This is a genomic window from Acidovorax sp. (assembly GCF_046291265.1).
In the GTDB taxonomy this organism is placed as follows: Bacteria; Pseudomonadota; Gammaproteobacteria; order Burkholderiales; family Burkholderiaceae_C; genus Acidovorax.
In genome coordinates this window covers 1-11,033 of record NZ_JBKBTV010000098.1, presented here as the reverse complement: position 1 = coordinate 11,033, position 11,033 = coordinate 1, and the positions used below count along the sequence as shown (strand labels likewise).

Here is an 11,033-nt window from a genome sequence, read left to right as displayed (position 1 = left end):
AGCGCTACTACGCGGGGGGCCGGGTGATGAGCACGGCCATGCTGCGCGACACCTTCCAGAACCTGCTGGGCCCCGCCAAGCAGATGCAGTCGCAGTACCTGCCGCAGATCCAGCAAAAGGCCGCCACGCTGGACGCGGGCAAGATCATGGCGATGGTGCGTGGGGCTTGAGGTGGTGCGTCTTCCAAATTCACTACGTTTTTGATAGCTATTAGCGCTTATTGGATAAGCGCTAGCGGCCATTTTTACTAAAAATTCTGCCGCGCGACCAGCGTTGGCAGGGTCGCCATCTTTCGCGGCGCAGAGCGCTGGCGCACCGCAGCGTTGCGCCAGCGCCGTGCCCGAGCGCAAACCATGTGGCGCAAACACGGGCCCATGACAGAATCGGCCCATGCTCGACCACACGGATCCTGTCGCCTCCATCATCCCGTCCATGTCGCTCGATTCGCCGTCCGACAACGCCATGACGGCGCTGTCCCGGCTGGCGTTGGGGCCCGTGAACACGGCGTACTACCTGGCCGTCTTCGAGCGCTTTGACAACACCGGTCGCACCACCACCACCTGGAACTGGGCGGCCTGCCTGGCCACCATCAACTGGATGCTGTTTCGGCAGCTGTGGACGCCCGCGCTGGTCTACCTGGCCGCGGCCGAAGGGCTGGCGCTGATCGTGTATGGCATTGGTCGCAACTTTCTGCAATGGCCGCCGGGTGTGGAGCTGGGGGTGCTGGGCACTTTTGCGATGCTGGCGTTTGTGGTGCCGGGCTTGTATGGCAATGCCATCCTGTATGCGGACATCCGCAAGCGCGTGGCCCGGGCGCTGGCGGCCTCCCGCACCCTGCCCGAGGCCTCTGTTCTGCTGGAAAAGCAGGCCAGCTCTCGCAAACGGCTGCGGGCGGTGGTGCTGGGCAACTTCGCGCTGGCAGCGGCCGCCGCGCTGGCGTACCTGGTGTGGATGCCTTCAGACACCAAACCCCTGGCACTGGAGCCTGCGGTGACGGTGGCACAAGCGACCATGGCTGCCGCGTCGCGGGCCGCTTCGCAGGCCTCGGCGGCCTCTGCGCCAGCTGAGATCACACCGGAACCTGCCCCCGCCCCTGCTCAAGAGCTGCAGCCCGCTTCAGCCGCAGCCACATCGGCACCCGCAACATCGTCCAACCGATCCTCCGCGTCTGCGGCAACCCAAGCCTCGCCCGCGCCGCGGCAAGCTGCCAGCGCAACACCACCCTCAGCGGCTGAACCCCGCCCCACGGCAGCGCCCGCGACGCCCGCAGCTTCCAAAAAGCCACCCGCAGCGGCAGTTGCGGCAGCATCCAAACCCGCCGCCAAAACAGCCCCCGCCACCGAACCCGCAGGCCGCGCAGCCCCGCCAACCAAGACCCGAGCCACCAAAGCCGCAGCCTCGGCTGCTGAGCCCAAAGCCTCTGCGCCGTTGCCCACCGTGGGAACTTCGGCGGGCTACTACATCAATGTGGGGCTGTTTGCAGACGAGGCCAATGCGCGAAAGGCGCAGGCGCGGCTGCTGAACGAGGGGCTGCCCGCGTTTCGCCAAGAGCTGAACAACACCAAAGGCCGCCGCATCCGCGTGCGCGTAGGCCCCTACGACAGCCGCGCCAAGGCCGACGCCGCTGCCGCGTCCATCCGCGCCATGGCGCTGGACGCAGTGGTGTTCAAACAAGACCGCTGACGGATTGTGGTCGGCCGCAGGCGCAGCGCCAGCCCATCGCCCACGTCCTACGCCTGCCGCTACCCGACACCGACGCGGCACCAGCGGTATGGGCACTACGCTGCGCCCTTACCCCCAAAAAATAGCTGCAGCCTTGGCCGCAGCGCCAGCACCCATGCCCCACCAGCGCCCCACTCGCCTCCCGTCCGTCACCCGCCGCTTGGCAACTTTGACCGCGGTGATCGCGGGAGCGCTTTTGGTGACCGCCTGCGCACCATGGCGCATGTGGACCGCTGCAGAGCTGGCCCGCGAAGCGCAGCCTTACACCGCACAACCTGCCCAGCCCACCAAGCGCCTGCTGGTGGTGGGCGACAGCACCGCCGTGGGCACAGGCGCTGCGGCGCCTGCAGAGAGCTTGCCTGGCTTGATTGGCCAGCAGCACCCGCAGTGGCGCATCGACAACCTGGCGGCCAACGGCGCGAAGTTTGGCGACATCGTGAAGCAGCTGGAGCAGGCGGACAAGGGCTACGACCTGGTGCTGGTGCTGGGGGGCGGCAATGACGTGATCCGCTTTACCGCTGAAGAAGAGCTGCGCCCCCAACTGCAGCAAACCGTGGCGCTGGCCCGCGAAAAGGGTCGGCATGTGGTGGTGATGCCTTGCGGCAATGTGGGGCATGCACCCTTTTTTATTCCCCCGCTGTCATGGGCCATGTCGCGCCGGTCTGAGACGCTGCACGCCCTGGTGCAAGAGGTCACCGCCGCCCAGCAAGTGCGCTACGTGCGCCTGCTCAAATCCCGCGACCAAGACCCGTTCGTGACCCGCAGCAAAGAACTGAATGCCGCCGACGGCCTGCACCCCAGCAGCGCCGGCTACCAGGAGTGGTACCGCGAATTGGTGGCGCAAGGCGGGCTGGCCGACCTGGGCTTGTAAGGGCGCTGACCCTGTACCGCGTCCCTTGCGGGGGCGGGCTTTGCGATATCACGCTGTCCACTCCACCCACTGCACTAGCTCGTTGATGACCCACTGCGGGTCATCCAGCGGCAGATCGTGCCCCGCAGAAGGGTGCTTGTGCAACGGGATGCCCCATGCCTTGGCAATCGATTTCGAACACTGGTGGGCGACCAACTGGTCTTGGGTGCTGCCCAGCAGCAACAGGGGCACACCCGGCGCCGTCGCAGGCGCCTGGTAACGCGCAGCGGCCACCAGCTGGCGCAGCGCATTGCGGGCTGACACGGGCCGCTGCTGACGCACGGCGGCCCACAGCGGGATGGCAGCACCGCGGTCTGGCGCGCGGTTGCTTGTGATGCGCAAAACAATCCGTTCCGCCGCCTCTGCGTCGCTTGCCGACTGCGACCGCCACTTGCGCGCCAACTGCAACAGCGCCGCCAGGTTGTATGGCCGCAAGCGGTGATAAAACGGACTGAAGGGCCGCATGCTGGTGTTGATCAATATGCAGCCCGCCACCTCGCCGGGCGCTGCCCGCGCCCACTCGGTGGCCACCATGGCGCCCAGCGACATCGCCAGCAAGTGGTATGGCGGCGCCACCGCCCGCCTCGCAAGCTCATTGCGACAGGCCTGCACCATGGCTTGCACCGAGAGGGGCGAGGGCACGGTATGAAACTGCCCATTGCCCGGCAGGTCCAGCGCCAGCACCTGGTCGGCAGGCAGCGCTTGCTGCAGGTCTGCCGCAAAGTCACCCCAGTGTGCAGACTCGCGGGTCAGTCCGCGCAGCAGAATCCATTGGCGGGGCCGGGGCGACCGTGGCACGCTGCCTGCCCTCAGTACCACGCGGCCATCGCTTCGGCCCGGCGTTGTGTGCGCTGCTCGGGCGCCGGGGCCCACCGTGCATGACTGCAGGCCGCCCGCGACAGGAAGTCCAGCAGCGACAGGTGGCGGCGCAGCACCCGCTGCTGTCGATGGTTGATGAGCGGGTTGAAGATGCCGTTGCGCGAGAACAGCTGGCGCGGGTTTTTCTTGATCCACAGCCACGAGCCCATCTCCAGCGTGAGCGGCAAAAACGTGTGCGCCGGTACCGTCTGGCAGGCCTGCAGATAGAGGTGGTCCCACAGGTCGCCGTGCGCAAGGTATTGCGCGCTCTGCGGTTCAAAAATGTACTGGTGGTTGCTGTGGGCCTGCAGATAAATCTCATGCAGCGCATGCAGCTCGGCCAGGTGCGGAATGGGTTTTCGGGTGTGCGCATACGGAAACCACAGGCGGTCCTTCACACCAAAACCCGAGTGGCAGTCGAGCGCAATGCTGAAGGGCCGTGCCAGCAGTTGCGCCGTGGCCACCTCGCACAGCGCCTGGCTTTCGACCTCCATCGCATCGCCCAGGCGCCCCCGGTACCAGGGCAGCCCTGCACTCACCCGCTGGCCGCCAATGCCAAAAGGCACCCGGTCGACCGCATCCACAGGGGCGTTGCGCATCAGATCCACTCCGTGCGGGTTGGCGCGGGTGGCAGACCACATGCCCCCGGGGTTGACGATGGGCATGAAGACCAGGCGCACGCGTTCGAGCTGCTGGTGCAGCGTGGTGTCCCACTGCAGCCGCATGACCACGTTCTGCAGATAGGCGATCACGACCTCGGCCCCGATGCGTTCCAGGCCATGCACCCCGCCGAAGAACCCCATCGCAGGTACATCCAGCCCCGGATTTCCCACCCCGATGGCATAGACAGGGAAACTTTGTCCCGACGCCATGGACACCTCACGAACCACCTGCACCTGCAGATGGGAGCCGCCCAGCTCGATGATTTTCTCCAGCGCCAGAAGCTCGGGAAGCATGTTCGGGGTGTGGGTGGTCAAGGCAAAAACAGCTGGGCAAAGGTGCCCGACCGCGCAAGGATATCGCCCGGATGCGTGCCCCGATAGCCCCATGACGTGAGTGTGTGGATTCAGCGAAACGACGCGAAACCGTCACACAACGGCGCTAACTTGCCACCAGTCACACCCTTTGAAAGAGGCGCACCATGCTCTGGAAATTGCTCGGATTGCAGCGGCTGCTGGATGAGTTGTTCGATGAACGGGGATGGTTGAGCTTTGACCTGCCCCGCACCCACGAATGGACCTGCGACGATGCGCCGGCCGCTGCGCAGGACTGAGGCCTACCGCCGGGCCCTGTGGCTGGGCACGCTGGCATGCGCCGCTGCTTGGGGCCTGGTGGAGCTGATAGCGCTGCAGCGCTCGCGCTACCAACTGTGGCGCGAGCGGCATCAGACACCTGCACACCGCTGACCACAGACACCTTGCAGGCAGGTGGACCATGCACGACCCAGCGCCCGACAAGGGTGAAGAGATTGCCAACAGCGGCTGCCACGGCGTAGCACTTCTGGCGGCCTGCCTGGCCACACCCAAGCTGCTGGAATCTGCACTGCACCTGGGTGCCAGGGCGTATGCCGGTGTGGTGATCTTCGCCATCACGATGGTGCTGCTGTACGGTGCGTCCACCGCTTACCACGCGCTGCCGCCCGGCAAGGCCAAGCAATGGCTGTTGAAGCTGGACCACGCGGCCATCTATCTTTTCATTGCAGGCAGCTACACGCCCTTTGCACTCAGCCAGCCTGCATCGCCGCAAAACATGGTGACCTTGTCGCTGGTGTGGGGCGCTGCTGCCGCAGGTTTTGTGACGAAGGCGCTGGCGCGGAACACGTCCACCCTGTGGTCCACCGGCCTGTATGTGGCCATGGGCTGGCTGGTGCTGATAGCGGCGCTGCCGTTGATCAAACCCATGCCTGCGCTGGGTACCGCGTGGCTGGTCATTGGCGGTGCGGCATACACAGTGGGCGTGGTTTTCTACGCGCTGGACTCGACCGTAAGCTACGCGCACGCCGTGTGGCATGCGTGTGTAGCGGCGGGCACCACCTGCCATGTGTTTGCGGTGCTAGCCGTGATGGCGCACACCACTGCGTGACAGGTGCAGCACTGACTTTCACGGCCTCCACGCGCAGGTGGAATGCACCGACTCAGTGCACTCCACATCGCTCATTGGCAACGTCGCGCGTGCACGTTGCAACGCTGCCAGGCGCACATTTGTGAAAGAGTCCTCACCGCGTAGGACTCCGGCTATAGGCTGTTCGCGGCATCACCCCTAAAATCGGGCGCCCCTCTCGGAAATCCGGGCGGGCACCTAGCAACTCTGAACAACGAAGAAACATCAACATCATGGCAACTGCAAAGAAAACTCCTGCCCCCGCAAAGAAGGTCGTCAAGGCCGCCGCACCTGCAGCCAAGAAGGCTGCACCCGTCGCCAAGAAGGCCGCTGCACCGGCCAAGAAGGCTGCTCCAGCAAAGAAGGCCGCAGCGCCTGCCGCCAAGCCAGTTGCAACCACTGCTGCACTGAAGCCCATCAAGACGGCCTTCAACAAGACCACGCTGGTGGCCCACTTGTCCGAGCAATCGGGCGTGGAACCCAAGGCCGCCAAGGCCGTGCTGGCCGCGCTGGAAGCCGCAATCCTGGGCTCCGTGCACAAAAAGGGCTCTGGCGAATTCACGCTGCCCGGCCTGATGAAGATCGGCCTGCAACAGATCCCCGCCAAGAAGAAGCGCTTTGGCAAGGACCCCTTCACCGGTGAAGAGCGCTGGTTCCCCGCCAAGCCTGCAGCAGTCAAGATCAAGACCCGCGCGCTGAAGAAGCTCAAGGACGCAACGGCCTAAACCGCCGTTCCCCACCACCGCTGCTGCGCTCGTCAGCGCGGTGCAGTGACAAAAAGGCCCCGATGCTCTTGCTGCATCGGCGCCTTTTTTTAGGCGCATCGGCCGCACACTCCCCATCACGCCGCTGTGCAGAGGCCGCCAGTTCGCTTACCCCTGCGTTCCGCACCCGGACACCGCGGAAGACTCACAGCCCGACTCACGCCCCAGGCATTGCACCTGCAGCACCAGCTCTTCGAGCAACGGGCTCAGCCCCATGTGTGCAGCGCGTGACTGCAGTTCGCTGCGCAATGCAGCGCCAGGCAACACCACAAACCGTTCGCATTGCCTGCACGCCACGCGAACCTCGTGGAGTGGCAGCGCGGGAGGTGCGAGGCGATAGACGGTGTACCGATGATCAGTGCGGTCATGCAACAGAACGCCCAGGGAATCCAGTTCGTGAATGATCCGGTAGACCGTGCTGGTGCTGACATGTACGCCGCGCAGCAGCATCTGGCGGAACACCTCGTCTGCACCAATGCCCCGCACTCCCGCCGCATGAATGACCTGCAGAATCCCGATGCGCGCCGTGGTGGGGCGCAGACCAGCGGCGCGCAGGCGCTGCAGCGCTGAGGCGTCATCGCTCACGGCCGTGGCCCTGCAAAGACCGGGACAGACCCGCCAGATGGCGGCGCGGCCACATCGGCGCGCACTTCCGCAGCAGCGTCTGCGTTTGCCCAGCCCCCGCCCACCGCACGGTGCAACGCCACGCGATCTGCCCAGGCTGCCGAGCGCAGTTGCGCGGCAACGTCCTGCGCCGCGTACAGGGTGCGCTGTGCATCCAGCAGCGTGAGCAAGGTCTCCGCGCCAGCGCGGTAGCGGGCCTGCGCCAGCAGGGCCGCTTGCTGGGCTTGCTCCACCACATCGGCCTGGGCCATCTGTTGCAACTGGGTGCCTGCGACCGCCTGCAAGGCCAGCTCCACATCGCCCACCGCGGCCACGATGGCGGTGCGATATTGCGCCAGCAGCTCGGCTCGCCGGGCCTGTGCAAGGTCTTCCCCCGCCACCAATCGCCCGGCGTCAAAAATGGGTGCGGCGAGGGCCGCCGCCAAACTGTAGAGTGGGTTGTCCAGCAGCCGTCCAAGTCCGCTGCCGCCCGTGGCCAAACTGGCGCTCAGGCTGATGCGTGGCAACAGCGCAGCGCGCGCCGCCGACACATCGGCGTGTGCCGCCGCTAGGCGGGCTTCAGCGCGCGCAATGTCGGGGCGGCGCACCAGCAAGTCCACCGGGCGGCCCGTGTCCCACAAAGCCGGGGGCAGCGGCGGCAAGACACTGGACTGCACCAGGGGCAACTCCGCTTGGCCCAGCAGCAACGCCAGCGCGGTGTGGTGCCCTTGCACTTGCTGGCGCAGCGCCTCCAACGTTTGCCGCTGTGTGGCGACCAGACCACGCTGGCGTGCCTGGTCCAGCGCGGTGGCGGCACCGGCGCGGGCGCGGGCATCCACCAGCGCCAGCACGCGTTCAGCGCTTTGCAGGTTGAGTGACGCAATGGCCAGGCGCTCGCGGCCACCAACCAATTGCAGCCAGGCCTGGGCCACCGCAGCGGTCAGGGTGATCTGCACCGTGCCATGGTCGTGGGCACTGGCCTGGCGCAGCGCCAAGGCGCTGCGGTGCTCTGCGCGCTGGCGGCCCCAGAAGTCCAGTTCGTAGCTGGCCGCCAACGCTGCGGTGGTGCCAGTTCCGATCACATCCGCCTGCCCGCCCAGGCGCGACTGGCGGTTGGCGCTCAGCGTGGCGCCCACCGCGGGCAGCAGCGCTGCGCCCACGCCACGTGCAGTGGCATCGGCCTGCTGCACACGGGCTACGGCAGCCGCCAGGTCAGGGCTGTGCATGTGGGCAGTCTGGATGAGCTGGTTCAGCTCGGCATCGCCCAGGTCGTGCCAAGCGGTTGATTGGGAAACGCTGCCCGGTGCGGTTAGGGGACTGCTCCACTGCGCAGGCAGCGTCAACGCCAGCGGTTCGTGATCGGATGCAGGCGACGTGGCACAGGCGCCCAACAGCAGCAGCGGGGCCAGGAAAAAGACGGAGTGAAAGGCGCGGATACAGGCAACAGATGTCATGCAAAAACTCATTCAGAGGCCAGCGCCACGACAGGGTCCAGCCCGGCTGCGCGGCGCGCGGGCATGTAGCCAAACACCAGGCCGGTGGCCACTGCGCACGCAAACGCGCCTGCTATGGCTGTCAGAGAAAAGACGACTGGCACTCCGAAGGCCATCAGCGCCGCGCCCAACGCCAGGCCGATGGCCACGCCTGCACCGCCGCCCACCAGGGTGACCAGCACGGCTTCGGTCAAGAACTGTCGCAGGATGTCACCCTGCCGCGCACCCGTGGCCATGCGGATGCCGATCTCGCGCGTGCGCTCGCGCACCGTCATCAGCATGACGTTCATCACGCCGATGCCGCCCACCACCAGCGAAACGGCTGCGATCAGCCCCAGCATCATGGTCATGGCGTTGCGGGTTTGCGCCTCGGCCTGCAGCTTGGCGGCGGCGTTGCCGATGCGAAAGTCCTCGCGGCCATGGCGTGACAGCAAGAGCGCATGCATGGCCTTTTCAGCCGCCTGCACCTGCGCCACCGACGCTGCAGCGATCACCGTGTAGTCGGGCTGCGTCTGCACCCGGTACACCCGTGCGCGGCCCGCCTGGTAGGGGATGAACACCATGTCGTCGTAGTCCTGCGCACCCGACTCGGCCCCGCGTTCGGCCATCACGCCAATCACCTCAAATGGTGCATTGCCGACCAGCAGGTGCCGCCCCAGCGGGTTCGGGTCGTCCGGAAAAAAGTGTGCGCTGGCCTTGTGGCCCATCACGACCAGTGGGGCCATGTCGCGGTCTTCGGCAGCGGTGTAGTAGCGGCCTTGCGCCACCTTCCAGTGGTGCACGCGGGGCATGTCTTCGCTGGCCGCAAACACATAGACCTGGCGCTCGGCGTTGCCGTGGCGCACGGGGATGGGGTCGCCAATGACGGGCATCACGTGGCCGATTTCTGGCAGCTGCGCGATGGCTTCCAGGTCCTGCGCGGAGATCTCGCCCATGGGGCCACCCTCGCGCGGATGGCTGGCCCCCAGGTACATGATGGTGGTGCCCATGGAGCCCATCTGCTCCACCACCCGCTGTTTGGCGCCCTCGCCCACGGCCAGCATCACGATGACCGAGGCCACACCGATCACGATGCCCAGCAGCGTCAAGCCCGTGCGTGCCCGGTTGATGCGCATGCCGCGCCACGCGGTGCGTGCGGCTTCTGCCAGCTCGGCCCAGAACGCACTGCGGGAAGGTTTATTACTATTCAATTGATAGCTACTAGCGCTTGATGGTAAAGCGCTAGAGGCCAATTTGGCTTGATTTTTTTCATCCACTGCCTCTGCGGTGTCCGCCACGATCTCCCCGTCGCGGATCTCGATCACGCGGAGTGCCTGGGCGGCCACTTCGCGGTCGTGGGTGATGAGCACGATGGTGTGGCCCGCGTCGGCCAGTTCGTGCAGCAGGGCCATCACCTCGGCGCCACTTTTGGTGTCCAGCGCGCCGGTGGGCTCGTCGGCCAGAATGATGCGGCCGCCGTTCATCAGCGCCCGCGCAATCGACACCCGCTGCTGCTGCCCGCCCGACAGCTGGGTCGGCCGGTGCTCCAGCTTGTCGGCCAGGCCCAGCCGCGCCAGCAGTGCCGTGGCCCGGCGGGCGCGCTCGTCGCGCGACAGACCGGCATAGATGGCGGGCACCTCCACGTTCTCCCGTGCCGATTCAGCGCGGATCAGGTGGTAGCCCTGGAACACAAAGCCAAAGGCCTCGCGCCGCAGCCAGGCGAGCTGGTCAGCCCCAAAGCCCGCCACGTCCTGCCCCTGGAAGAGGTAGCGGCCGCTGCTGGGCCGGTCCAGGCAACCCAGCAGGTTCATGAGCGTGGACTTGCCCGAGCCTGATGCCCCCACGATGGCCACAAACTCGCCCGCCCGGATGGTGAGCGAGATGCCGCGCAGCACCTCCACCTCGGGCTGCTCGCCACCGCCGTAGCGTCGGCGCACGTCGCGCAGCTCGATGAGCGGCGCTGCCGCCGCCGCTTCCCTTGTGCTCACAGCTTGAACCTTTGCGGGCCGCTGCGTGCGGGGCGCTCGCCCGTCACCAGTTGCTCGCCTTCTTGCAGGCCGGTGCGCACCTCGGCCAGATGGCGGCTTTTGACGGCCACCTGCACGGCACGGGGTTCCACACGGCCATCGGCCAGCAGGACGCGGGCGCTGTGGGTGGGCGCATCGCTGGCGGCCTGACCTTGATGGAGGCCCTTGGCAGCGGGCGCCGGGGTCAGCGCAGACAACGGCACGGCCAGCACGCCGATTGCCTGCGCGGTGACAAAGCTGGCTTGCGCGGTCATCTGCGGCATCAGCTCTCCATCGGCGTTGTCCACGTCAAACAGCACGGTGTACGACACCGCCTTGCTGGCAGCGGCCTGCGCGCTTGCGCCGCCCGCGGCCTTGGCCTCGGGCGTGGGTGGCGCGGGCAGCACCTGCCGCACCGTGCTGCGCCAGCGGCGCGCTGCAGCGTCAGACTGCCCGCCCAGCGTGGTGAAGTACACGGGCATGCCCACCTTCAGGCGGCGGATGTCGGCCTCGGACACTTCGGTCCACACCGTCATGGTCGACAGGTCCGCAATGCGCAGGATGTTGGGCGTCTGGTAGGTGGCGTTCAGCGTCTGGC

The 11,033-nt window shown here is 66.6% G+C and carries 11 protein-coding genes and 1 pseudogene; 6 read left to right on the top strand and 6 right to left on the bottom strand.

Going from position 1 to position 11,033, the window contains the following annotated elements:
- Positions 1-390 precede the first annotated feature (390 nt).
- Positions 391-1,683 carry an SPOR domain-containing protein gene (locus tag ACK41V_RS22325; protein ID WP_409785684.1) on the top strand — a complete coding sequence of 431 codons (1,293 nt, stop codon included), beginning with the start codon at positions 391-393 and terminating at the stop codon, positions 1,681-1,683.
- A 262-nt stretch (positions 1,684-1,945) separates the two neighbouring features.
- Positions 1,946-2,593 carry an SGNH/GDSL hydrolase family protein gene (locus ACK41V_RS22320; RefSeq protein ID WP_409785682.1) on the top strand — a complete coding sequence of 216 codons (648 nt, stop codon included), beginning with the start codon at positions 1,946-1,948 and terminating at the stop codon, positions 2,591-2,593.
- A 48-nt stretch (positions 2,594-2,641) separates the two neighbouring features.
- On the opposite strand, the gene ACK41V_RS22315 is transcribed toward ACK41V_RS22320, so the two are convergent.
- Both ACK41V_RS22315 and ACK41V_RS22310 read right to left on the bottom strand, forming a co-directional pair.
- Positions 2,642-3,430 carry an alpha/beta fold hydrolase gene (locus ACK41V_RS22315; protein WP_409785680.1) on the bottom strand — a complete coding sequence of 263 codons (789 nt, stop codon included), beginning with the start codon at positions 3,428-3,430 and terminating at the stop codon, positions 2,642-2,644.
- 11 nt (positions 3,431-3,441) lie between these two features.
- Entirely contained in the window at positions 3,442-4,446 is a 1,005-nt protein-coding gene (locus tag ACK41V_RS22310; RefSeq protein ID WP_409785679.1) for a M14 family zinc carboxypeptidase, read from the bottom strand.
- A 185-nt stretch (positions 4,447-4,631) separates the two neighbouring features.
- On the opposite strand from ACK41V_RS22310, the gene ACK41V_RS22305 reads away from it, so the two are divergent.
- The 4 genes from ACK41V_RS22305 (at position 4,632) to ACK41V_RS22290 (ending at position 6,315) form a co-directional block, all read left to right on the top strand.
- Positions 4,632-4,763: a hypothetical protein gene (locus ACK41V_RS22305; RefSeq protein WP_409785678.1), complete on the top strand. Its 132-nt coding sequence runs from the start codon at positions 4,632-4,634 to the stop codon at positions 4,761-4,763.
- Positions 4,738-4,896: a hypothetical protein gene (locus ACK41V_RS22300; RefSeq protein ID WP_409785676.1), complete on the top strand. Its 159-nt coding sequence runs from the start codon at positions 4,738-4,740 to the stop codon at positions 4,894-4,896. The genes ACK41V_RS22305 and ACK41V_RS22300 overlap by 26 nt, the downstream gene beginning before the upstream one ends.
- A gap of 28 nt (positions 4,897-4,924) precedes the next feature.
- Positions 4,925-5,572 carry a PAQR family membrane homeostasis protein TrhA gene (trhA, locus tag ACK41V_RS22295; RefSeq protein ID WP_409785674.1) on the top strand — a complete coding sequence of 216 codons (648 nt, stop codon included), beginning with the start codon at positions 4,925-4,927 and terminating at the stop codon, positions 5,570-5,572.
- Between the two features lie 251 nt (positions 5,573-5,823).
- Positions 5,824-6,315, top strand: a complete 492-nt coding sequence (locus tag ACK41V_RS22290; RefSeq protein ID WP_409785672.1) for an HU family DNA-binding protein — start codon at positions 5,824-5,826, stop codon at positions 6,313-6,315.
- A gap of 147 nt (positions 6,316-6,462) precedes the next feature.
- Here the strand turns inward: ACK41V_RS22290 and ACK41V_RS22285 are convergent, their stop codons facing one another.
- The 4 genes and pseudogenes from ACK41V_RS22285 to ACK41V_RS22270 form a co-directional block, all read right to left on the bottom strand.
- Complete coding sequence (locus ACK41V_RS22285) at positions 6,463-6,939, bottom strand: Fur family transcriptional regulator (RefSeq protein ID WP_409785671.1); 477 nt, start codon at positions 6,937-6,939, stop codon at positions 6,463-6,465.
- The gene (locus tag ACK41V_RS22280) at positions 6,936-8,411 is read right to left on the bottom strand and encodes an efflux transporter outer membrane subunit (protein WP_409785669.1); all 1,476 of its coding nucleotides are present in this window, start codon (positions 8,409-8,411) and stop codon (positions 6,936-6,938) included. The genes ACK41V_RS22285 and ACK41V_RS22280 overlap by 4 nt, the downstream gene beginning before the upstream one ends.
- Positions 8,412-8,419: 8 nt before the next feature.
- Complete coding sequence (locus ACK41V_RS22275) at positions 8,420-10,417, bottom strand: MacB family efflux pump subunit (RefSeq protein ID WP_409785667.1); 1,998 nt, start codon at positions 10,415-10,417, stop codon at positions 8,420-8,422.
- Positions 10,414-11,033, bottom strand: a pseudogene (locus ACK41V_RS22270) (efflux RND transporter periplasmic adaptor subunit); the annotation flags it as partial. The pseudogene ACK41V_RS22270 and the gene ACK41V_RS22275, both read right to left, overlap by 4 nt.

What these genes read in the sequence shown, in the direction of transcription:
- ACK41V_RS22325 (WP_409785684.1), top strand. Translation starts at nt 391, where the DNA reads ATGCTCGACCACACGGATCCTGTCGCCTCCATCATCCCGTCCATGTCG.
- ACK41V_RS22320 (WP_409785682.1), top strand. Translation starts at nt 1,946, where the DNA reads ATGTGGACCGCTGCAGAGCTGGCCCGCGAAGCGCAGCCTTACACCGCA.
- ACK41V_RS22310 (WP_409785679.1), bottom strand. Translation starts at nt 4,446, where the DNA reads ATGCTTCCCGAGCTTCTGGCGCTGGAGAAAATCATCGAGCTGGGCGGC.
- ACK41V_RS22305 (WP_409785678.1), top strand. Translation starts at nt 4,632, where the DNA reads ATGCTCTGGAAATTGCTCGGATTGCAGCGGCTGCTGGATGAGTTGTTC.
- ACK41V_RS22300 (WP_409785676.1), top strand. Translation starts at nt 4,738, where the DNA reads ATGCGCCGGCCGCTGCGCAGGACTGAGGCCTACCGCCGGGCCCTGTGG.
- trhA (WP_409785674.1), top strand. Translation starts at nt 4,925, where the DNA reads ATGCACGACCCAGCGCCCGACAAGGGTGAAGAGATTGCCAACAGCGGC.
- ACK41V_RS22290 (WP_409785672.1), top strand. Translation starts at nt 5,824, where the DNA reads ATGGCAACTGCAAAGAAAACTCCTGCCCCCGCAAAGAAGGTCGTCAAG.
- ACK41V_RS22280 (WP_409785669.1), bottom strand. Translation starts at nt 8,411, where the DNA reads ATGACATCTGTTGCCTGTATCCGCGCCTTTCACTCCGTCTTTTTCCTG.